Source organism: Achromobacter sp. 1014246743 (assembly GCF_059760725.1).
Map to the genome: position 1 here is coordinate 1 of NZ_JCBANA010000077.1, position 22,928 is coordinate 22,928.

General features: G+C 68.0%; 17 protein-coding genes. 11 read left to right on the top strand and 6 right to left on the bottom strand.

From position 1 onward, the window contains the following. Positions 1-224: 224 nt before the first annotated feature. Positions 225-680, bottom strand: coding sequence for a BPTD_2524 family lipoprotein (locus AC6LJ2_RS25250; RefSeq protein WP_498152425.1), 456 nt, complete (start codon positions 678-680; stop codon positions 225-227). A 182-nt stretch (positions 681-862) separates the two neighbouring features. On the opposite strand from AC6LJ2_RS25250, the gene AC6LJ2_RS25255 reads away from it, so the two are divergent. Then, on the top strand, positions 863-2,767 hold the full coding sequence (locus AC6LJ2_RS25255; protein WP_498152426.1) for an alpha/beta hydrolase family protein: 1,905 nt from the start codon (positions 863-865) through the stop codon (positions 2,765-2,767). Here the strand turns inward: AC6LJ2_RS25255 and AC6LJ2_RS25260 are convergent. Continuing rightward, positions 2,757-3,983 carry a GGDEF domain-containing protein gene (locus AC6LJ2_RS25260; protein ID WP_498152427.1) on the bottom strand — a complete coding sequence of 409 codons (1,227 nt, stop codon included), beginning with the start codon at positions 3,981-3,983 and terminating at the stop codon, positions 2,757-2,759. The genes AC6LJ2_RS25255 and AC6LJ2_RS25260 overlap by 11 nt on opposite strands. Positions 3,984-4,527: 544 nt before the next feature. Between AC6LJ2_RS25260 and pgaA the strand changes: the two genes are divergently transcribed. The 4 genes from pgaA to pgaD are packed head-to-tail and all read left to right on the top strand — an operon-like array spanning position 4,528 to position 10,880. After that, positions 4,528-7,050 (top strand): poly-beta-1,6 N-acetyl-D-glucosamine export porin PgaA, encoded by a 2,523-nt coding sequence (gene pgaA, locus AC6LJ2_RS25265; RefSeq protein ID WP_498152428.1) that lies wholly within the window; start codon positions 4,528-4,530, stop codon positions 7,048-7,050. 7 nt (positions 7,051-7,057) lie between these two features. Continuing rightward, entirely contained in the window at positions 7,058-9,097 is a 2,040-nt protein-coding gene (gene pgaB / locus AC6LJ2_RS25270; RefSeq protein ID WP_498152429.1) for a poly-beta-1,6-N-acetyl-D-glucosamine N-deacetylase PgaB, read from the top strand. Beyond that, entirely contained in the window at positions 9,094-10,431 is a 1,338-nt protein-coding gene (pgaC, locus tag AC6LJ2_RS25275; protein WP_263914814.1) for a poly-beta-1,6-N-acetyl-D-glucosamine synthase, read from the top strand. The genes pgaB and pgaC overlap by 4 nt, the downstream gene beginning before the upstream one ends. Then, on the top strand, positions 10,428-10,880 hold the full coding sequence (gene pgaD, locus AC6LJ2_RS25280) for a poly-beta-1,6-N-acetyl-D-glucosamine biosynthesis protein PgaD (RefSeq protein ID WP_445658655.1): 453 nt from the start codon (positions 10,428-10,430) through the stop codon (positions 10,878-10,880). The genes pgaC and pgaD overlap by 4 nt, the downstream gene beginning before the upstream one ends. A 73-nt stretch (positions 10,881-10,953) precedes the next feature. Here pgaD and AC6LJ2_RS25285 read toward each other — a convergent pair whose 3' ends face one another. After that, positions 10,954-12,204: an MFS transporter gene (locus tag AC6LJ2_RS25285; RefSeq protein ID WP_498152430.1), complete on the bottom strand. Its 1,251-nt coding sequence runs from the start codon at positions 12,202-12,204 to the stop codon at positions 10,954-10,956. Between the two features lie 202 nt (positions 12,205-12,406). On the opposite strand from AC6LJ2_RS25285, the gene AC6LJ2_RS25290 reads away from it, so the two are divergent. Continuing rightward, the gene (locus AC6LJ2_RS25290) at positions 12,407-13,210 is read left to right on the top strand and encodes an AraC family transcriptional regulator (protein WP_498152431.1); all 804 of its coding nucleotides are present in this window, start codon (positions 12,407-12,409) and stop codon (positions 13,208-13,210) included. Between the two features lie 216 nt (positions 13,211-13,426). After that, positions 13,427-16,099 (top strand): penicillin-binding protein 1A, encoded by a 2,673-nt coding sequence (locus tag AC6LJ2_RS25295; RefSeq protein WP_498152432.1) that lies wholly within the window; start codon positions 13,427-13,429, stop codon positions 16,097-16,099. A gap of 105 nt (positions 16,100-16,204) precedes the next feature. On the opposite strand, the gene AC6LJ2_RS25300 is transcribed toward AC6LJ2_RS25295, so the two are convergent. After that, positions 16,205-16,921, bottom strand: a complete 717-nt coding sequence (locus tag AC6LJ2_RS25300; protein ID WP_263914809.1) for a metallophosphoesterase — start codon at positions 16,919-16,921, stop codon at positions 16,205-16,207. Between the two features lie 188 nt (positions 16,922-17,109). On the opposite strand from AC6LJ2_RS25300, the gene AC6LJ2_RS25305 reads away from it, so the two are divergent. Beyond that, a complete protein-coding gene (locus AC6LJ2_RS25305; protein WP_498152433.1) occupies positions 17,110-18,285 on the top strand; it encodes a PepSY-associated TM helix domain-containing protein in 1,176 nt (391 codons plus the stop codon). Further along, positions 18,282-18,476 (top strand): hypothetical protein, encoded by a 195-nt coding sequence (locus tag AC6LJ2_RS25310; protein WP_263914807.1) that lies wholly within the window; start codon positions 18,282-18,284, stop codon positions 18,474-18,476. Before AC6LJ2_RS25305 ends, AC6LJ2_RS25310 begins: the two co-directional genes overlap by 4 nt. Positions 18,477-18,585: 109 nt before the next feature. On the opposite strand, the gene AC6LJ2_RS25315 is transcribed toward AC6LJ2_RS25310, so the two are convergent. Further along, positions 18,586-19,413: an aldo/keto reductase gene (locus AC6LJ2_RS25315; protein ID WP_498152434.1), complete on the bottom strand. Its 828-nt coding sequence runs from the start codon at positions 19,411-19,413 to the stop codon at positions 18,586-18,588. A gap of 170 nt (positions 19,414-19,583) precedes the next feature. On the opposite strand from AC6LJ2_RS25315, the gene AC6LJ2_RS25320 reads away from it, so the two are divergent. Then, complete coding sequence (locus AC6LJ2_RS25320) at positions 19,584-21,389, top strand: ABCB family ABC transporter ATP-binding protein/permease (RefSeq protein WP_263914805.1); 1,806 nt, start codon at positions 19,584-19,586, stop codon at positions 21,387-21,389. Positions 21,390-21,440: 51 nt separating this feature from the next. After that, the gene (locus AC6LJ2_RS25325; RefSeq protein WP_175219896.1) at positions 21,441-21,830 is read left to right on the top strand and encodes a Rieske (2Fe-2S) protein; all 390 of its coding nucleotides are present in this window, start codon (positions 21,441-21,443) and stop codon (positions 21,828-21,830) included. Positions 21,831-21,903: 73 nt separating this feature from the next. Here the strand turns inward: AC6LJ2_RS25325 and AC6LJ2_RS25330 are convergent, their stop codons facing one another. Beyond that, on the bottom strand, positions 21,904-22,890 hold the full coding sequence (locus tag AC6LJ2_RS25330; protein WP_263914804.1) for a bile acid:sodium symporter family protein: 987 nt from the start codon (positions 22,888-22,890) through the stop codon (positions 21,904-21,906). Positions 22,891-22,928 lie beyond the last annotated feature (38 nt).

Below are 22,928 nucleotides of genomic sequence, written 5' to 3' on the forward strand. Positions count from 1 at the left end.
GTCGCTTGCTCGCACAAGCTGCTACGAATCCTGAACGCCATGGCCCGCTCCCAGCAACCATGGAACAGCCAATTGCACCTTCAGGCTGCTTGACTGGAAACACAGTTGCTCGGGGGGCAGCAAGCGCAAAGCGCGCAGCGTGGGGGCCCATATCCCTCCCGGCCGCCCGAAGGCCGGGTAGCCCCCTTCGGGGGCAGCAAGCGCGAAGCGCGCAGCGTGGGGGCTTACTTTCCCAAATCGCGAGAAGGCTTGACCGGCGGACGCGGGTCCAGCGGCATGTAGGACGAGCACGACGTCAGGTTGTAGTAGATCGCGTCCTGCATGGCGCGCATCGCGGCCGCGTCCCAGGTGCCCTTGCCCCACACCACGATGCGGGTGTCGGTGGTCTGGGGGCCCGCCGCCTTGAGGTCGACGCGGGTCATTTCGTTGTCGGTATAGGGGGCCAGCACCCGCACCACACCCGATTGCGTGCTTTCGTCCAGGTTGGACACCACGCGATACGCGTTGTCGGTGCTGCGCAGGCAGGCATTGGCCTGGCGCACGACGGTGGCGTAGGCGTCCTTGTAGTTCACGGGCGCCTTGAATTCGCTGTGCGGCGACGCGCTGTCTTGCGAGATGCCGAGCGAGCAGCCCGCCAGGCCCAGGGCCAGCACCGACACCGCGACCAGATTCCTAACCATGTGTTTCTCCAGATTGATAGCCGCGATTATCCCGCAAACAAGGCAATCCCGGGGACCGCTCCCGGCGGGACAATTCGGTCACCCGGTGGTTCGACACCCCGGGCGCGGCTATGGCATTATCGATGAGTCCGGCGGCAAGTGCAGCCGGCTGCATCCGTCGGAGGTTCGCCTTGCTCTCATTCATGAAACACACCCTTCTGGCTGCCGGCATCGTCGGCGCCTCGCTGGGCGCCCAAGCCGCGCAGCCCCCCCGCATCTACCCGCTGAAAGACTTCTTCCGCAACCCGGAACGCGGCTTTTTCCGGCTGGCCGACGACGGCAAGACCCTGGGCTTCATGCAGCCCACCAGCGTGGACGGCAAGCCGCCCCGCATGAACATCTACGTGCAGGCCCTGGAAGGCAGCAAGCCGGTGGGCGAACCCCGCAAGCTGACCAGTGAAACCGCGCGCGACATCAGCAATTTCTTCTGGAAGGGCCCCGACGTGGTGCTCTACCAGAAAGACTTCGGAGGCGATGAAAACTTCCACGTCCTGGCGGTGGACGCCAAGACCGGCAAGATCACCGACCTGACCCCGTATGAAGGCGTGCGCGCCAGCATCGAAGACGATCTCGAAGACGATCCTGACCACATCCTGATCAGCCACAACCAGCGCGACCCGCAGGTGTTCGACGTCTACCGCGTCAACGTGCATACCGGCGCCGGCGTGCTGGTGGCCCAGAACCCCGGCAACATCGTGGGCTGGCAGACCGACCACGCCGGCAAGGTGCGCGCCGCCGTCACCAGCGACGGCCTGAACACCACCCTGCTCTACCGCGACAACGAAGCCTCGGAATTCCGCCCGCTGCTCACGACCGACTACCGCACCAGCGTCAGCCCGGCCTTTTTCACCTTCGACGACAAGAAGTTCTACGCCCTGTCCAACCGCGGCCGCGACAAGCTGGGCCTGGTGGTCATCGACCCGGCCACGCCCGACAAGGAAGACGAGATCTTCACCCCCGACACCGTCGACCTCGACGCGGCCGGCTTCTCGCGCAAGCGTCGCGTCCTGACCGTGGCGTCCTACCAGACCGACAAGCCGCAGTTCAAGTTCTTCGACAAAGAAACCGAAACGCTGTTCAAGAACCTGTCCGCCAAGCTCGAGGGCTACCAGTTCGCCATCCAGGGCGCCAACCGCGACGAAGACAAATTCATCGTCGCCGCCTACAACGATCGCACCGCAGGCTCGCGCTACATCTACGATGCCCGCGCCGACACGCTCAGCAAGCTGGCCGACATCAACCCGGCCCTGCCCGAAGCCGACATGGCGCGGGTGCAGCCCATCAGCTACCAAAGCCGCGACGGCCTGACCATCCACGGCTACCTGACGCTGCCGGCCGGCCGCGCCCCCAAGAACCTCGCGTGCATCGTCAATCCGCACGGCGGCCCGTGGGCCCGCGACGGCTGGGGCTACAACCCCGAAGTGCAGTTCCTGGCCAACCGCGGCTTCTGCGTGCTGCAGATGAATTTCCGCGGGTCCACCGGCTATGGCCGCCGCTTCTGGGAAGCCAGCTTCGGCCAATGGGGCCTGAAGATGCAGGACGACATCACCGACGGCGTGCAATGGCTGGTGCAGCAAGGCATTGCCGACCCCAAGCGCATCGGCATCTACGGCGCCAGCTACGGCGGCTACGCCACGCTGGCAGGCGTGACCTTCACGCCTGACCTGTACGCCGCCGCGGTCGATTACGTGGGCGTGTCCAACCTGTTCACGTTCATGAAGTCGATTCCGCCCTACTGGAAGCCGATGCTGGAAAAGATGCAGGACATGGTCGGCGACCCCGAACGCGACAAGGCGCGCCTGGCGGCCACCTCGCCCGCGCTGCACGCCGACAGGATCAAGACGCCGCTATTCATCGCCCAGGGCGCCAAGGACCCGCGCGTCAACAAGGACGAAAGCGACCAGATGGTCAAGGCGCTGAAGGCGCGCGGCGTCGAAGTGGAATACATGGTCAAGGACAACGAAGGCCACGGCTTCCACAACGACGAAAACAAGTTCGAGTTCTACGAGGCGATGGAAAAGTTCTTCACCGAACACCTCAAGCCGTAGGGCTCTGCACCGGTGCCGCCAACGTGGCGGCGCCGTCTTCCCGGGCCGCCTGGCGGCCCGGCAGGCGGCCGCTCCAGGCCATCTCGATGCGGTCGCGGCCCAGTTCCTTGGCCTTGTACAGCGCCAGGTCGGCGCGGGCCAGGATGCCATCGGCCGTATCGCCCGGCTGAAACGTCGCCACGCCGCCGCTGGTGGTCATGCGCACTTCCTGCCCTTGCAGGTACAACGGCGAATCCCGCAGCGCATCGCACACGCGCTGTGCCTGCACCAGCGCGTGCGCGGCATCGCAGCCATACATCAGCAGCACGAATTCCTCGCCGCCGAGACGGCCGAATCGATCGCTGGCACGCACCGCCCGGGGCACCACCTGGGCGAAATGACGCAGTGCGCTGTCGCCCGCCGCATGGCCATGGCGGTCGTTGATGGACTTGAAATGGTCGATGTCCAGTACCAGCACCGCCAGCCGGCCGTCGCCGCGCTCGCAGCGCCGCAATTCATGTTCCAGCTCGTCCAGGATGCTGCGGCGCGAATAGGCGTGGGTCAGGCTGTCGAAGGTCAGCGCGGCCTGCATCTTTTCGGACAGCATGGTCTGGATCAGCAGCAGCAGCGCCAGGAACAGCGCCGGCACCGCCACCGAGCCGCAGACGATGAAGAACAGGCCCCATGGCGCCGGGTCGAGCAAAGACGTCGCATGCACCCAGCCGCTGCCGTACAGCACGGCGCGCAACGCGCTCAATGCCGCCAGTCCAAATATCGACAGCATCACGTAGAGCATCACGCCGGGCGTCTGGATACGGCCGCGCTGGCGATAGACCACCCGGCCCGTCGCCCCCATCAGCACCGCGGTGTAGGCGGAAAAGAGCGTCATGCGTCCGACCAGGTTGTCGCTGGCATACAGCATCAGGGCCATCGCCACGACGCCGATGGCCGCGGCTGCAGCCGCACGCCCGACGTGCGGTCGCAAGCCGAAGAACTGCCGCACCCCCACGTACACCAGGCTCATCGCGGCCAGCCAGGCGGCGTTGGACACCATCACATAAGCGCCCGGGGGCATCAGTTCGCACGAGGCGTAGGCCAGCAGCGACAGCACGGCCAGCCCGTTGGCGGCCGTGAAAGCGCGCACGCCAGCGATGCCGCGCGCCTGGAACGGCAACAGCAAGGGCAGCGCCAGCGCCGTCGCCAGGCCCCATACAAGAAAAAATAAAGCAGTCGTCATGTTTTTGCGGCTTCGCGCCCTCGTGGACGGTCGCCGTCGAGTGGAACATCTGTTGCACCGGATTCACAGTCGGGGACACGTTACATACCCGCATCTTTGACGTTTTTTGTTACTAACACGGCAAGCCGTGCAGCCCTCTCCGCCGCGCGAAACGTTCCGTGCCGGGTGGCCCGACGGTCGGCATACCGCCACGACGGTTGCGCGGTATGCGGCAGAGAATACGCCAAGGCCTTGCGCCGTGGCCTGCCCTTTGCAGTAATTGACAGTTGAATTGGCCGAAAACCCATAAAGTGCGACCTATCGACGGTGCCACCAGAAGCGCCGCGATCACGCCCCACGGGCGTGGCGCGTACTAGCCATGCACTCCAGCGCGAGTGCGAAGGTCCCCGTAGCGGGCGCCGCGCAGTGAAAACCTGAACGCTCATCCCCTTCGCCGCCGGCGCCGTTGGCGCTTGTGCTGCGCATGATTCGGCGACACGGCATCTGCCCGCGTCCGGCCGGCGGAGCCCCGAGCGCCCATATCGCAACTGCGGAAGTACTTCAGATGCTGAAAAAAGGAACGCCCCGACGGGGCGAGGATGCCCGCCACGCCTTGACCGCCCGGCAGCCCCGGCCCGGCCAGCGCACGGCCAGCCCCTGCTGGCAGGCGCTGACGGCCTGTGCGGTGCTGGCGCCGGCCCTGGCATGGGCCGCCCCGGACCATGATTACGACGCGCTGATCGCACGCGCCCGGGCCGGTGATTACGAGCCCGCGCTGGCCCTGCTGCGCCAGCAAGGGCCCGGCGCAGGCCGCCAGGCGGTGTACGACCACATCGTCATCGCCAGTTGGGCCGGCAAGCCTGCCGAAGCCGTGGCCGCCTATGAAACGCTGCCTTCGGGTGCCGCCCTGCCCGCCGACATCCAGCTGGCCGCGGCGCGCGCCTACCGCGACCTGCAACGTTGGCCCGAGGCCCTGGCCGCCTACCGCGCCGGCCTGCGCCGCCACCCTGGCCAGTCCGCGTTTGCCGGCGGTGAAATCATGACCCTGGCCGACGCTGGCCAGACCGCCGCGGCACGCGATGCCGGCCAGGCGTGGGTCAAGCGGGAACCGCGCAACGCCGATGCGCGCCTGGCCTTGAGCTACGTCCACGTGCGCCTGCGCCAGCCCTACGAGGCGCTGCACCAGGCCGACCAGGCGCTGGCCATCGCCCCGGGCACGCCCTACGTGCTGCGCGAATACATCGACGCGCTCAGCCGCGCCCGCATGGCCGGGCAGGCCTTGGCGCTGGCCCGCCAGCATCCGGACCTGTACAGCGCCGCGCAGTTGCGGCGCTTCGAGGCCGACGCCGTGGCCCAGCAGGTGCGGCTGGCGTCCATGCCTACCCGCAGCGAAGCCGAGCGCTTCGTCATCGCCGACCGCGCGCTGGCCCGCTACGCCGACCTGATTCCCGCCTGGCAGGCGCTGGGTGAACCGGCGCAGGCCGATGTGCGGCGCGCCCGCATCGACCGCCTGCATGCGTTGCACGCGCGGGCCCGCATGGCCGACCTGGTGGCCGAGTACGAGGCGCTGCGCGCGCAGGGCGTGACGGTGCCGCGCTACGCGCTGAACGACGTCGCGTCGGCCTACCTGTACCTGCGCCAGCCCGAGAAAGCGCGCGACCTGTACCGCGAGGTCGCCGCCGACGACGCCTGGCGCCAGGACGATCCCGAAGACCGCCTCAGCACCGAGACCGGCCTGTACTACGCGTTGGCGGAAGCCGAGCAGTTCGACCAGACGGCGCCGGTCACCGACGCGGTCGGCTCGGGCTACGCGCCGTGGCTGTATTACAAAGGCCAGGCCACCCGCAACCCCAACGACCTGAAGCTGGCCAGCGCCCAGACCGTGGCGTCCGCGCGGCTGCTGGCCGACGACACCGTGGCCGCCCAGCAGCAACAGGAAGACATGGTCGCCAACGCGCCCAACAATTCCACGCTGCGCGCCGACCTGGCGTCCACCTACCGCAAGCGCGACTGGCCGCGCGCATCCGAACGTGCACTGAAGCTGGCCGAAACGCTGGCGCCGCGCGCGCTGTCCGTCGAGAACGGCCAGGGCTTCACCGCCATGGATCTGCAGGAATGGCGCCAGGCCGAGGCCCTGTCGGCGGATACGCTGGCGCGCGCCCCCGAAGACCTGACCAGCCGCCGCCTGGCGCGCGAATGGGAAGTGCACAACAAGGCCGAACTGCGCATCGAGGGCTACCGCGGCCTGGCGTCCGACAGCCCGGTAAATGGCAATGGCGATTTCGGCATCGACGCGGTGCTGTACACGCCGCCCATCGACTACAACTGGCGCGCGTTCGGCGGCGGCGGTTACGCCACCGGCAATTTCGAGGAAGGCCGCGGCCACTACCGCTGGCTGCGCACCGGCGTGGAGTGGCGCGGCCGCGACCTGACCGTGGAAGGCGAAGTCTCGACCCACAGCTACGGCCACGGCGTCAAACCCGGCGTGCGCCTGTCGGCCGCATACGACCTGGACGACCACTGGCAGGTGGGCGGTGGCGGCGAAATCATGTCGCGCGAGACGCCGCTGCGCGCCCTGACCAACGACATCTCGTCCAACCGGTTGAACGGCTTTGTGCGCTGGCGCGCCAACGAACGGCGCGAATGGACGCTGTCGCTGGCGCCGTCGCGCTTTTCCGACGGCAATCAGCGCTGGGAACTGGGCCTGGCCGGCCGCGAACGCGTCTACACCGCGCCGCACCTGAAGGCCGACCTGACGCTGGACCTGTCGACCCAGCGCAACAACCGCGACGACGCGCCCTACTTCAATCCCCGCTCGGACCTGATGCTGTTGCCCGGCGCACGCGTCACGCACACGCTGTACCGGCGCTACGAAACCGCGTGGGAACAGATCGGCACGCTCGGCGCCGGCACCTATACCCAGCAGGGCTACGGCACCGGCGGCGTCATCGCCCTGGGCTACGGCCAGCGCTACCGCGCCAACGACGTGCTGGACATGGGCGCCATGGTCACCGGCATCAGCCGCCCTTACGACGGCCAGCGCGAGCGCGAACTGCGCATCACGTTCGACCTTGCCTATCGCTTCTGAGACCGACATGCTGCTCAAGCTACCCACCCGCATTTTCCTGGCAGCCTTGCTGCTGGGGCTCATCCTGGTGCTGACCGCCTGCGCCAAGGACATTCCCGTCTACACGCCGCCGTCCGCGCGCCCCGTGGCCGCCGCGGAACAACCGTGGCAGCCCGGCCACTTCCTGGCGCTGGCCTATCACGACGTCGAAGACGAAGACCCCGACCAGGGCTTTCTCAGCGTGCGCACCGACCGGTTGGTCGACCAACTGGCCTGGCTGCGCGAGAACGGCTACCAGGCCGTCTCCGTCGACCAGATCCTGGCCGCGCGGCAAGGCGGTGCGCCGCTGCCCGAGCGCGCCGTGCTGCTGTCGTTCGACGACGGTTACCGCAGCTTCTACACCCGCGTCCTGCCGATCCTGAAGGCCTACCGCTGGCCCGCCCTGCTGGCGCCCGTGGGCACGTGGATGGACACGCCCGCCGACAAGCCCGTGGACTTCGGCGGCAGCCCCGAGCCGCGCGGCCGCTTCCTGAACTGGAAAGAGATCCGCGAAATCTCGCAATCAGGCCTGGTCGAAATCGCCGCGCATACCGATGCCTCGCACTACGGCGCGCTGGCCAATCCGCAAGGCAATACCGAACCCGCCGCCGCCATCCGTGCCTTTGACGCCGCCACGCGCCAGTACGAAACCGAGGCGCAGTTCAACGCCCGCATGGGCGCCGACGTGGCCGCCATCAGCCGCAAGATCGAGCGTGTCACCGGCAAGGCCCCGCGCGTCTGGGTCTGGCCCTACGGCGCCGAAGGCGGCAGCACGCTGCGCATCACCGCCGAGCACGGCTACCAGCTGGCGCTGACCCTGGAAGACGGCCCCGGCCGGCTCGACCGCCTGATGTCCACGCCCCGCATGCTGCTGGCCAGCGACCCGGCGCTCAAGCCCTTCGCCAACAGCATCGTGGGCATGGAAGCCACGCCCTTCATGCGCGTGGCCCATGTGGACCTGGACTACGTCTACGACCCCGACCCGGCCCAGACCGACCGCAACCTGGGCGAACTGGTGCAGCGCATCCTGGACATGCAGATCAACACCGTGTTCCTGCAGGCCTATTCGGACCCCACCGGCGACGGCCTGGTGCGTTCGGTGTACTTCCCCAACCGCTGGCTGCCGGTGCGCGCCGACCTGTTCAACCGCGCCGCCTGGCAGTTGCACAATCGCGCCAACGTGATGGTCTACGCCTGGATGCCGGTGCTGGCCTACGACCTGGACCCGGCCATCGCGCGGGTCGCGCGCTGGCACCCGGACTCGCCGCAGGCCGCGCCCAAGCCCGACCCCGACCAGTACCGCCGCCTGTCGCCGTTCGACGCCACTGCGCGGGCCCGCATCGGCGACCTGTACGAAGACCTGGCGCGCCACGCCATCTTCGACGGCATCCTGTTCCACGACGACGCGGTGCTGTCCGACTTCGAAGACGCCAGCCCCGGCGCGTTGGCCGCCTACCGTGCCGCCGGCTTGCCGGGCGACATCGCGCAACTGCGCGCCGACCCCGCCACGATGCAGCGCTGGACCCGCGTGAAGAGCCGCGCGTTGATCGACTTCACCGCCGAGCTGACCGCCAAGGTGCGCGCCGTGCGCGGCCCGCAGATCAAGACCGCGCGCAATATCTTCGCCATGCCGATCCTGGATCCGCAATCCGAGACCTGGTTCGCGCAGAACCTGGACGATTTCCTGGGCGCCTACGACTGGACCGCGCCCATGGCCATGCCGCTGATGGAAAACGTGCCCCAAGGCCAGGAAAACGCCTGGCTCGACCAGCTGGTCGACCAGGTGGCCAAACGCCCCGGCGGCCTGGACCGCACCGTCTTCGAACTGCAGGCGCGCGACTGGCGCACCGGCCCCGGCCGGCCCGAGGCCACGCCGGTCGACACCGCGGTGCTGGCCGGCTGGATGCAGCGCCTGCAACTGCGCGGCGCCCGCAGCTTCGGCTACTACCCCGACGACTTCTCGCAAGACCAGCCCCGGCTGCAAGGCATCCGGCCCGCCATCTCTGAAGCGTGGTACCCCATCCGATGATCGACCGACTGATCGCCCTGATTATTCTGCTGGCGGTGCTTGGCGCGCCGTTCGGCTTCACCATGATGCTGACCGGCCAGGCGCTGCTGGGCTTCGTCTTCTTCTATCCGCTGTTCATGTCCGGCATGTGGATGGCCGGCGGCCTGTACTTCTGGTGGCACTGGGAACGCCGCTGGGACTGGGGCCCTGGCCGCCCGCCGCCCGTGCTGGCCGGCAACCCGCTGATCTCCATCCTGGTGCCCTGCTACAACGAGGCCGACAACGGCGAAGAGACCCTGCTGGCCGCGCTGGGCCAGCACTACCCCAACCTCGAAGTCATCGCCATCAACGACGGCTCCAGCGATGGCACCGGCGCCCTGCTCGACCGCCTGGCCGCGCAGCATCCGCGCCTGCGGGTCGTGCACCTGGCGCAGAACCAGGGCAAGGCCATGGCGCTGCGCATGGGCGCCCTGGCCGCGCGCAGCGAATACCTGGTGTGCATCGACGGCGACGCGGTGCTGGACCCGGATGCGGCCGCCTACCTGGTGGCGCCGCTGATCGACAACCCGCGGGTGGGCGCCGTCACCGGCAACCCGCGCATCCGCACCCGCTCGACCCTGATCGGCCGCATCCAGGTGGGCGAGTTCTCGTCCATCATCGGGCTGATCAAGCGCACCCAGCGCGTCTATGGCCAGGTCTTCACGGTATCCGGCGTGGTCGCGGCCTTTCGCCGCGCCGCGCTTGACCGGGTGGGCTACTGGAGCCTGGACATGATCACCGAAGACATCGACATCAGCTGGAAGCTGCAACGCGACCACTGGTCGATCTTCTACGAGCCGCGCGGCCTGTGCTGGATCCTCATGCCGGAAACGCTGCGCGGGCTGTGGAAGCAGCGCCTGCGCTGGGCCCAGGGCGGCGCCGAGGTGTTCCTGAAAAACCTGCGGTCGATCTGGACCTGGCGCCACCGCCGCCTGTGGCCGCTGATGCTGGAATTCTGCCTGTCCACCGCCTGGGCCTTCGCGTTCGGCATCTCGGTGCTGCTGTGGCTGGTCAGCCAGGTCGTGACCCTGCCGCACAACATGCACATCGCCAGCCTGATGCCGCCCGCCTTCACCGGCATGATGCTGGCCGTGGTCTGCCTGCTGCAGTTCGCCATCAGCATCCTCATCGACCGCCGCTACGAGCCCGGCCTGTGGCGCGCGCTGTACTGGGTCATCTGGTATCCGCTGGCCTACTGGATGGTCAGCCTGTTCACGACCCTGGTCAGTTTCCCCAAAGTCATGCTGCGCAAGCAGGCCCGGCGCGCCCGCTGGACCAGCCCCGACCGCGGCATCAAATCTCCGGACGCCTCATGATCATCACCACGCAACGCTCGCGCGCGGGCTACCTGTTCGATCTGCTGCTGACCGCGGTGGGCTGGCTCGCCTTCGTCTATCTGTTCGGCTCGGGCATCGCGGCCATCCTGCGCGGCGCCGCCGGCGGCCCGCAGCTGCCGCTATGGCCGACCTTCCTGCCCACGCTGCACACGCTGGGCAGCTACGCCCTGCTGGCGCTGGCCAACGCCGCCGTGCTGGTGGCCTGGGCGGTCTACAACCACCTGCGCTTTCGCGGCAAGGACCGCCGCCAGCCCATCGATGCGTTGGGCGACCATCAACTGGCCTTGAGCTTCGCGGTGACGCCGCAGCAGCTTGCGCAACTGCGCGGCGCCCGCGTCGCCGTCATCCACCACAGCGGCGACGGCGAAATCCAGGACATCGAAACGGCCCGGCCGCGGTTGGCGGCGGTGGCGGGCGGCGCGGCCTGAGCGGGGCACGCGGTCGGCGCCGCCTCGCCCAAGCCCGTCGCGTGGCGCCGGCCCCGCCCCGCCGTCGCAGCGATCAGGCCCGCTTGCGCGCCACGTTGGGCAGCAGCACCGCCACCACGCCCAACAGCGGCAGGTACGCACACACCTGGTACACATAGCCGATGCTGGTCGCGTCGGCCAGCTTGCCCAGCGCCGCGGCGCCCAGGCCGCCCATGCCGAACGCGAATCCGAAGAACAGGCCGGCAATCATGCCGACCTTGCCGGGCACCAGCTCCTGCGCATACACCACGATGGCCGAGAACGCCGACGCCAGCACCATGCCGATGATCACCACCAGCACGCCGGTCCAGAACAGGTTGGCGTAAGGCAGCATCAGCGTGAACGGCGCCACGCCCAGGATCGACACCCAGATCACGATCTTGCGGCCGATGCGGTCGCCCACCGGCCCTCCCACCACCGTGCCAACCGCCACCGCGGCCAGGAACAGGAACAGGTACAGCTGCGCCTCGCGCACCGACAGGGCGAACTTGTCGATCAGGTAGAACGTGAAATAGCTGTTCAGGCTGGCCAGGTAGAAGTACTTGGAGAACACCAGCAGCCCCAGCACGCCCAGCGCGCCCAGCACCTGGTTGCGCGTCAAGCCGTTGTCCGCGCCTTCGCGCTTGGCACGCGGTTTGCCGCGCGCGCGGTTGGCGCTGTACCAGCGGCCGATGCCGGTCAGCACCACGATGCCGAACAGCGCGGCCAGCGAAAACCAGGCCACGCTGCCCTGGCCATGCGGAATGATGAACAGCGCCGCCAGCAGCGGCCCCAGGGCCGAGCCGACGTTGCCGCCCACCTGGAAGAGCGATTGCGCCAGGCCGTGGCGCCCGCCCGAGGCCATGCGCGCCACCCGCGACGACTCGGGATGGAACACCGACGAACCCGTGCCCACCAGCACGGCCGCCACCAGCAGCCAGCCGAACGAGGGCACCACCGACAGCAGCAACAAGCCCACCAGCGTGAAGCCCATGCCCACCGGCAGCGAATACGGCTTGGGATGGCGGTCGGTGTAGAAGCCGATGAAGGGCTGCAGCAGCGACGCCGCCAATTGGTACACCAGCGTGATCAGCCCGATCTGCGCAAACGACAGGCTGAACGAGTCCTTCAGCATCGGGTAGATGGCCAACAGGATCGACTGGATCATGTCGTTCATCAGGTGGGCCACGCTGATCGCGCCCAGCACCTTGAAGGCGGTGGACGGATCGGACACGGCTGGGGTCGGCGTGACCGCCGGGGCGGACAAGTCCGGCAGGTCGGCGGCGGGATTCTGGGCGGAATTCATGGCGGTGGCGGGATCAGAAAAAAGGGGCCATGCGCCGGCAATACGCCGGGCGCCATGGGCTGCCGAGGCGACCAGCCGCCTCGCACTGGCCTAGTGTAGGAACGTCGCCACGGCCTTGCCTGCCAATTTTCGTCGAGAAAGTGACAAAATAGCGCCATCCCTACCTATATTCCGGCCTCATCCCGTTTCCGGAAGTGACACCATGCCGACCCGGCCCAGCCGCCCCGACCCCGCCCGCAGCGTCAACGCGCAGGACTACCAGGACCGCCCGCGCAGCGTCACCGCCATGGCCAAGGAATTTGCGGCCGGCGCCCGCACCGGCGCCCACTCGCACCCGCGCGCCCAGCTCATCTACGCGGTCCAGGGCGTCATGCGCGTCACCACCCCCAGCGGCTTCTGGGCCCTGCCGCCCCTGCGCGCGCTGTGGGTGCCGGCGGGCGTGCCGCATGGGGTCGACATGATCGGCGCGGTCTCGATGCGCTCGCTCTACATCCAGCCCGACGCCGCCCACACCTATTGGCCGCAGTGCCAGGTCATCGAGGTCAGCGGCCTCTTGCGCGAACTGATCCTGGCCCTGACCGCCGAGCCCATCGACTACCCGCTGGGCGGCCGGGCCGAGCAGGTCGCCGCGCTGATCCTGTCCGAACTGGCCGCCGCCCGCGTCGTACCCATCCAGATCCCCTGGCCACGCGACCGGCGCCTGCAGACCATCTGCGAGGCCATCCTGGACCAGCCCGGCCTGCAGCGCGGCATCGAAGACTGGGGCAGCGAAGTCGGCGCCAGCGCACGCACCCTGATCCGCTTGTTCCAGGCTGAATTAGGACTGAATTACCGCCAGTGGGTGCAGCAGGTGCGCTTGGCCGACGCCGTCTGCCGGTTATCGTTAGGGGTGCCCGTGGCACGTATCGCGGCCGATCTCGGCTACCGCAGCCCCAGTGCGTTCAGCGCCATGTTCCACCGCGCGCTGGGCGCGCCGCCGCAGCGCTACCTGCAAAACACCGGATGACATCTGCAACCGGCCTTGCCGTTTGTCACGGCGCGCAATACATTTCACGGCGCGCTTGTGCAGCGCCGCAGCGTGAAACCCACGCAGCGCGTATGCTCAACCCCGTCCCTATATCCTTTACCCGTCGTGCGGACCATCCCGCCGGGCAAGTTTGGTTACTGAAACCTTCCGGTGCGGTCGCCGGTCTATGAAGGTTCTGCCCTAGAATCGCCAGCAATGAGCACCCCCCAGCAATCCTCCGCCACCCCGGGCGGCAAATCGGGCTTCCCCTGGAAACGACTCCTCATCAAGGCGGGCGTCGCCGTCGCCGGCCTCGGTGTCTGCGGGGCGGTGCTCGTCGGCCTGGCGCTGGCCCTGGCCTGGCCCAGCCTGCCCGACCTGCACGCCATGACCGACTACCGGCCGCGGGTGCCGCTGCGCATCTACACGGCCGACAAGGTCCTCATCGGCGAATACGGCGAAGAACACCGCAACGTGCTGCGCTTCGATGAAATTCCGCCGGTCATGCGCCAGGCGGTGCTGGCCGCCGAAGACGACCGCTTCTACCAGCACGGCGGGGTCGACTGGATGGGCATGGTGCGCGCCGTGCTCGTCAACCTGGTCAAGCAATCCAAGACCCAGGGCGGCAGCACCATCACCATGCAGGTGGCGCGCAACTTCTACCTGTCGTCCGAAAAAACGTATTCGCGCAAGTTCTACGAACTGCTGCTGACCTACAAGATCGAATCCGAGCTCACCAAGGACCAGATCCTCGAGCTCTACATGAACCAGATCTACCTGGGGCACCGCGCCTACGGCTTTGCTGCCGCCTCGCGCACCTACCTGGGCAAGCCGCTGGCCGAAGTCACCCCCGCCGAAGCCGCGATGCTGGCCGGCATTCCCAAGGCGCCGTCGCGCTTTAACCCCATCACCAATTTCCCGCGCGCCGAAATCCGCCAGCACTACGTGCTGGGCCGCATGAAGACGCTGGGCTACCTCACGCCCGAGCAGGCCGACGAAGCCCTCAAGCAGCACATCACCATTCGCGGCGCCGACGGCTCCAGCACGCGCGGCTTCGCCATCCACGGCGACTACCCCGCCGAACTGGCGCGCCAGCTGATGTACGGCGTCTTCCAGGAACAGACCTACTCCAAGGGCATCGACGTCTACACCACCATCGATTCCAAGTCCCAGGAAGCCGCCTACCGCGCCGTGCGCGACGGCGTGCTGGACTACACCCGCCGCGCCGTCTACCCCGGCCCCGAAGACCAGATCGAGCTGCCCGACGGCGTCGAGAAAGACCCGGCGGCGCTGGACGACATCCTGGACGGCGTGCAGGAAAAAACGCCCGACAGCGAAGACCTGCTCGCCGCCGTGGTGCTGGCCGCCAGCCCCCAGGAAGTCACCGTGGCGCGCAGCGCGCGCGACATCATCACCATTTCCGACAAGAAGGCGCTGGCCGTGGTGGCGCGCGCCCTGAACCCCAAGGCCAGCGACAGCCAGCGCATCAGCCGCGGCTCGGTGGTCTACATCCACAAAAACGGCGACAGCTGGGAAATCATCAACATGCCCGCGCTGCAGGCCGCGCTGGTGTCGATGGCCCCGCAAGACGGCGCCATCCGCGCCATGATCGGCGGCTTCGACTACAACCGCGGCACCTTCAACCGCGTCACGCAGGCCTGGCGCCAGCCCGGTTCCAACATCAAGCCCTTCGTCTACGCCGCCGCGCTCGAACGCGGCCTGACGCCGGCCACCCAGATTTCGGACCAGCCCTTCATGCTGACCGCCGCCCAGACCGGCTCTAAAGACTGGCAGCCCAAGAACGACGGCAACCGCTACGAGCCCATGCTGACGCTGCGCCAGGGCCTGTACAAGTCCAAGAACATGGTCACCATCCGCATCCTGCAGGCCATCTCGCCGCAGTACGCGCAGGACTACCTGACCCGCTTCGGCTTCGACAAGGCCCGCTGGCCGGCCGTGCTGCCGCTGGGCCTGGGCGCCGGCGGCGCCACGCCGCTGCAGGTGGTCAACGGCTACAGCGTCTTCGCCAACGGTGGCTACCGCGTCACGCCCTACCTGGTGGACCGCGTCACCGACCGCTCGGGCAACGTGCTGATGCAGGCCCAGCCCGTGGTGGCCGGCGACGCCGCCGCGCGCGCCATCGACCCGCGCACCGCCTGGGTCATGGACGACATCCTGCGCGGCGTCACCACCAGCGGCACCGCCGCGCGCGCACACCAGGTGCTCAAGCGCAACGACGTCGGCGGCAAGACCGGCACCACCAACGAGGCCGTCGACGTCTGGTTCTCGGGCTTCACGCCCACCCTGGCCACCACGGTCTGGATGGGCTTTGACCAGCCCAAGTCGCTGGGCACCAACGAATTCGGCAGCGGCCTGGCCCTGACCACCTGGCTCGACTACATGCAGCCGGTGCTCAAGGGCGTGCCCGAAGCCAAGCCCGCCCCCCGGCCCGACGGCCTCCTGGTCGACAACGGCGAATACTATTTCTCGGAATTCCCGCCGGGCCAGGCCGTGGCCTCGCTGGACCTGTCCAGCGGCGATGCCCTGACCGACTTCCTGAACAACAACCGCTCGACCGACGGCGTGGACAACTCGGTCAAGCCGCTGCCGGTGCCGAGCGCCGCCGCGCCGCCGACGCAGGCGCCGCAGGGGCAGCCGTTGCAAGCCCAGCCGTTGCAGGTCCCGAATACCGGCGCCCCGCAGCAAGCGCCCGTAGCCCAGCCCATTCCGGTGCCGGCGGCCGGCGGCGGCGTACTCAACAACGGCGGCAGCAACAGCGGCAATGCACCCATTCCGCCGATCCCGGTGCCGCGCGTGGACGCAGGCGCCGATGGCGTGCGCACCAGCGCGGTCAATGGCAGCGGCCCGCTGGCCGCCCGCCCGCTGTAAGCCGCTTTTTTCCCACCATCGTCATCCGTCGGCGCGCCATCGCGCGCCGACTCACGCCAGCGGCATTCCGTGCCCGCGGCGCCCAGGGGGCGCCGCTCCCCGACGTCAATCCTCGGTTTCCGCCAGTTCGGTCACCACCGCGCGCGGCCAGGCCGCCAGCGATTCCAGGTCCAGGAAGGTGAAGTAGCCGCCGCGCCAGCCCTCGGTATCGATGTGGTACACGTTGCCCAGCGCCAGCGGCTCGGCAACCGGGGTATGCCCCGCCACCACCGCGCGCACGCCCAGGATGCCGGTGCGATCCATTTGCCGCAGCCGCTCGCGCGACCACTGGCAGGCGGCGCTGGTGCGCTTGTAGCGGTCTTGCAGGGCCGCTTCCAGCCGCGGCCAGAACAGCACCGGGCAATCCGCGTGCAGCAGCCCCACGGGGCCCGACGAGGTTTCCACTTCGATCGCAATCGGCAGTTGGTCGAAGGCCTCGGCAAAGACCTGCTGGCGTTCGGGCGGCAGGTCCAGGAACCAGCCGCCACCGTAGCTGCGCCAGTTGTCCACGTCGACCTGTTTCGTGCGGATGTGCCGCACCGCGTAGTCTTCGTGGTTGCCCTGCACCGCGTAGAACCAGGGCTGCGCCAGCCAGGCCAGCACGGTTTCGCATTCCGGGCCGCGGTCGACCAGGTCGCCTACGGAAAACAGGCGGTCGCGGGCGGGGTCGAACCCCAGTTGGTCCAGGCCCTGCTGCAGGCGGGTAAAACAGCCGTGCACGTCGCCCACCGCGAAGTCACGGCCCACCGCGTTGCGCGGCACTTTCAGAAAACGTTGCTGCATGATGATCCAGCTTGCCCGATCGGGCCCAAGCCTCTTTTTTAACCCGCTTTGAATACGTCCCTTATTAATGACCCCATTCGCTTCGTCGTGCAAATTCCGTTACGAGAATAGCTATTATTCGTGATAATGTTCCGACTTTCACCCACCCTACCTTGAACGGGGCCGCGCATGCCGCCCCCGCCGTCGCCATGACTGCCGCCTCCACCATCAAGACCTGGTACCTGGTTCATAAATGGACCAGCCTGGTCTGCACGATCTTCCTGCTCATCATCTGTCTTACCGGGTTGCCGCTGGTGTTCCACCACGAGATCGAGCACTGGCTCGACGACGCCAAGCCCCTGTCCGACGTGCCCGCCTCGACCCCGCCCGCCAACCTGGACAAGCTGGTGGAAAACGCCAAGGCCATGTACCCGGGCGAAGTCGTCGACTACCTCTTCTTCGACCCCGACGAGCCCCAGGTCTACGTCGGCATGGCCAAGAAGCCCGGCGACGGCCAGGTGTCCGGCCACGCGGTGCGCATGGACGGCCGCACAGGCGACGTCCTGCTCGACGGCCCGCTCTACACCGAAGACAAATTCTCGTTCATGGGCATCATGCTGGCCCTGCACGTCGACCTGTTCGCCGGCCTGCCCGGCGAACTGTTCCTGGGCTTCATGGGCCTGTTGTTCTGCGTCGCCATCGTCTCCGGCGTGGTGCTGTACGGCCCGTTCATGAAAAAGCTGGAATTCGGCACCGTGCGCGCCGGCCGCTCCACCCGCCTGAAGTGGCTGGACCTGCACAACCTGCTGGGCATCGTCACGCTGGTGTGGGCCTTCGTGGTGGGCGTCACCGGCGTCATCAACGAGCTGTCCACGCCGCTGTTCCGCCTGTGGCAAGGCACCGAACTCGTGCGCATCCTGGAACCCTACAAGGGCCAGAGCGTGCCCGCCCAGCTGGCCTCGGCCCAGGGCGCGGCCGACACGGCGCGCAAGGCCCTGCCGGGCAACGAAGTGTCGTTCATCGCCTTCCCCGGCAACGCCTTCGGCAGCCCGCACCACTACATCACCTGGATGCGCGGCGCGACCCCGCTGACGTCCAAGATGAACACGCCCGTCCTGGTCGATGGGCGCACCGGCGAGCTCACCACCGTCGCCAAGATGCCCTGGTACCTGACCGCCCTGGAGCTGTCGCGGCCGCTGCACTTCGGCGACTATGCCGGCCTGCCGCTCAAGATCATCTGGGCCGTGCTGGACCTGATCACCATCGTGGTGCTGGTCAGCGGCCTGTACCTGTGGCTGGCGCGGCGCCGCGCCACCGAGGCCCGCATCGCCGAACTGGTGCGCAAGCACCAGACCGCCGCCACGCCCCAACGGAGCCCCGCATGAGCAAGAACAGCCGCGGCAACATGTTCGTCTGGGGCGTGCCGATCATCCTGGGCGTGCTCAGCGTCTTCGGCCTGCTGGCCGCCCTGCTGGGCACCGGCGGCTGGCACTGGGCATCCTGGACGGCGCTGACCGTCCTCATCATCGTCATCGTGCGCTACTGGTTCTTCCCACCCAAGCAGCCAGCACAGTAGCGCCATGATGTGGCCGGCCCGTGGCGCCGGCCCATCCACCCGGCGCCGACATGCCCGGTCACGGCCCCGCTGCCGCCCCAGGCCCGGACGCCGCGGCGCCCCCACCGCCTTACTTGCCGAACTTCTCCGGATCCGGTCCCAGGCGGCCCGCTTCCTTGATCGCGTCGATGGCGTCCATCTCGGCGCGCGACAGTTCGAAATCGAACACGTCGATGTTCTCGCGGATGCGCGCCGGCGTCACCGACTTCGGAATCACGATCAGGCCGTGCTGCAGGTGCCAGCGCAGCGTCACTTGCGCCGGCGACTTGCCGTGCTTCTTGGCCAGTTCCAGGATCGTCTTCTCTTTGGTGATGCCGCCCTGCGCCAGCGGACTCCAGGACTCGGTCGCGATGCCGTGCTTGTCGTGGAACGCGCGCAGTTCACGTTGCGCAAACCCCGGGTGCAGTTCGATCTGGTTGACCGACGGCGTCACGCCGGTGGCCTCGACAATGCGTTCGAGATGGGCCTGCGTGAAATTGGACACCCCGATCGAACGCGCGCGGCCGTCTTCCTTCATTTCGATCATGGCGCGCCAGGCGTCCACGAACTTGTCGCTGCCGGCCACCGGCCAGTGGATCAAATACAGGTCCACGTAGGCCAGGCCCAGCTTTTCCAGGCTCTCGTCCAGCGCCTTGTGCGCCGCGTCGAAATCGTGCTTGTCGTTCCAGAGCTTGGTCGTGACGAACAGGTCCTTGCGCGCCACGCCCGCGGCGCGCAGCCCGGCGCCCACGCCGGATTCGTTGCCGTAGATCGCGGCCGTGTCCACCGAACGGTAGCCGGCCGCCAGGGCTTCCTTGACGCTGGCGGCTGCCTGGTCATCGGGCACCTGCCAGACCCCCAGGCCCAATTGCGGAATCTTGCTGCCGTCGTTCAGTTTTACTGCGGGTACCTTCACCATGAGTCCCTCCGAAGTAGGCGAAATGCGGATGCAAAACCCCTGGGATCCGGCGGAAAGTGGTCCTTCCGGCCCAGGGGTTTTCCACTAAATAATAGCGCCCGTGCCGGATAATGGCCGTCATGCCCGGCCTGCGCCCCGCGCCGGCCCTCACCCTCAGCCCCTGCCGATCCATGCCCGCACCTGACTCCCGGCCGCCCGGCCGCGGCGGTTTTTCCACCCTTCGCACCCTGTTTCCCTACCTCTGGCCGCCGGGCCAGACGGGGCTCAAGCTGCGGGTGGTGGCCGCCCTGCTCTGCCTGTTCGCCGCCAAGGCGGCTACCGTCTACGTGCCCATCCTGTACAAGCACGCCATCGACGAACTGGGCCAGGGCGCCCCGGGCGCCGTCACGGTGCCGCTGGGACTGATCCTGGCCTACGGCGCCGCCCGGGTTCTGTCCCTGTTGTTTTCCGAGCTGCGCGACGCCATCTTCGCCCGCGTCGGCCAGCACGCCATCCGCTCGGTCGGCCTGCAGATCTTTCGCCACCTGCACGGCCTGGCGCTGCGCTTTCACCTGACCCGCCAGACCGGAGGCCTGACCCGCGCCATCGAACGCGGCACCAAGGGCATCCAGACCCTGCTGTCGTTCCTGCTGTTCAACATCCTGCCCACCTTCTTCGAGATCGGGCTGGTCTGTATCGTGCTGTGGAAGATGTTCGATGCCTGGCTGGCGCTGGCCACCGGCGCCACCGTCATCCTCTACATGGGTTACACGCTGGCCGTCACCGAGTGGCGCTCGAAGTTCCGGCGCCAGATGAACGAAACCGATTCCGAAGCCAACACCAAGGCCATCGAAAGCCTGCTGAACTACGAGACGGTCAAGTACTTCGGCAACGAAGAGCACGAAGCCCGCCGCTACGACGCCTCGCTGACCCGCTACGAACGCGCCGCCGTACGCAGCCAGGTCAGCCTGTCGGTGCTGAACATCGGCCAGGCCGTGATCATTTCCGCCGGCCTGACCCTGGTCATGTGGATGGCCGCCCGCGGCATTGCCCAGGGCCGCTACACGCTGGGCGACTTCGTGCTGGTCAATACCTACCTGCTGCAGCTGTACACGCCGCTCAGCTTCTTCGGCTTCATCTACCGCGAAATCAAGCAGGCCCTGATCGACATGGAACGCATGTTCGAACTGCTGGGCCAGGACCGCGAGGTGGCCGACCGCCCCGACGCGCAACCGCTGCGCGTGGCCGGCGGCGAGGTCGAATTCCGCGACGTGCGCTTCGGCTACGACGAGCGGCGCCAGATCCTCAAGGGCGTCAGCTTCACCATCCCGGCCGGCAAGACCGTCGCCGTGGTGGGCACCTCGGGCGCGGGCAAATCCACCATCGCGCGCTTGCTGTTCCGCTTCTACGACGCCGACAGCGGCGCCATCCTGGTCGACGGCCAGGACGTGCGCACGGTCACCCAGGCCAGCCTGCGCGCCGCCATCGGCGTGGTGCCGCAAGACACCGTGCTGTTCAACGACACCATCCGCTACAACATCGGCTACGGCCGCCCGGGCGCCTCCGACGCCGAGATCGAAGCCGCCGCGCGCCTGGCCCACATCCACGACCTGGTCATGGCCATGCCCGATGGCTACCAGACCCTGGTGGGCGAACGCGGCCTGAAGCTGTCCGGCGGCGAAAAGCAGCGCGTTGCCATTGCCCGCACGCTGCTCAAGAACCCCGCCATCTTCCTGTTCGACGAAGCCACCAGCGCGCTGGACACCCACACCGAACGTGAAATCCAGGCCAACCTGCGCGAAGTCAGCCAGGGCCGCAGCACGCTCATCATTGCCCACCGCCTGTCCACCGTGGCCGATGCCGACGAAATCATCGTGCTCGAAGACGGCCGCATCGCCGAACGTGGCCGCCATGCGCGGCTGCTGGCACAGAATGGCCTGTACGCCGCCATGTGGGCCCGCCAGCAGGAAAGCGCGGCCGCGGCGCCCGCGGATTGACAAGCCCGCCCCCCTATCAGAATATCGCACCCTTTGATTCCAAGGCCCGCCATGCAGGATTCCTCCAGCGCTCCCGAAATCCGCGTCTGCGCCGCCTCCGACCTGGTCAACGGCGGCCTGGGCGTCAAGGTGCCCGTCACCGACAGCGCCGGCCAGACCACCGCGTTCTTCGTGCGCTACCAGGATCGCGTGCACGGTTACCTGAACCGCTGCGCCCACGTGGGCGTCGAACTCGACTGGGAAGGCAGCTTCTTCACCCGCGCCGGCGACCTGATCATGTGCGCGCGCCACGGCGCCACCTATGAGCCCGACACCGGCTTGTGCGTGGGCGGCCCCTGCCGCAATGGCCGCCTGACGGTGCTGGCGGTGCAGGAACGCGAGGGCGCCGTCTATTGGCAGCCCAGTGGCAAGATCCGGCCACTGGACGCCGCCGAAGGCTGACCGCCACCGCCTTGGCTGCCCGCCCCGCGCGGCAATCGGCCGCGCCGATTGCCGGCGCGGCGGCACGCCAGGCTCAGGCCTGCGCGGGCGCGGCAACCTGACCCGGCTCGCTGCGGTCCGCATAACGGCGCGCCAGCACCGCGCAGACCATCAGCTGCATCTGGTGAAAGATCATCAGCGGCAGCACCACGATGCCCATCTGCGACGTGCCGAACAGCACGGTGGCCAGCGGAATGCCCGAGGCCAGCGACTTCTTCGAGCCGCAGAACACCAGCGTGATCTCGTTTTCCTTGGACAGGCCCAGCTTGCGGCTGCCCCATGTGGTGATCAGCAGCACCGCGCCCAGCAGCAGCGCGTTCACCAGCACCATGGTCGCCAGGTCGATGGCGGGAAACGCGTGCCAGATGCCCTGCGCCACCGCCTCGCTGAACGCCGTGTACACCGCCAGCAGGATCGAGCTGCGGTCCACCTTGGACAGCACGCGGCTGTTGCGCTGCGCCCAGGCGCCGATCCATGGCCGCAGCAGGCTGCCCACCGCAAACGGCAGCAACAATTGCAGCAGGATGCGGCCGGCGTCGGCCAGGCCATGCCCGCCGCCCTGGCGGTGCAGCAGCACCGCCACCAACAGCGGCGTCAGCACCGTGCCCAGCAGGTTCGAGGCCGTGGCCGCGCAGATGGCGCCGGGCACGTTGCCCCGCGCCATCGAGGTGAACGCGATCGACGACTGCACCGTGGACGACAGCGTGCACACGAAGATCACGCCCAGCCACAGCGATGGCGTCAGCAAGCCCGGGAACAGCGCCCGCAGCCCCAGGCCCAGCGCGGGAAACAGGATGAAGGTACAGCCCAGGATCAGGGCATGCAGCCGCACGTCCTTCACCCCCGCCACGATCGCATCGGTGGACAGGCGCGCCCCGTGCAGGAAGAACAGCAGCGAAATGGCCACGTTGCTGGCCACCATCATGAACGACGCCCCCTTGCCCACCGCGGGAAAGAAGCTGGCGAATGCCACGGTGGCGATCAGGATGAGCGTGAACTGGTCGGGCAAGAAGCGGCGCATGGCGGGTTTTCCGGGAAATTTTCGCCACTATAGGCGCG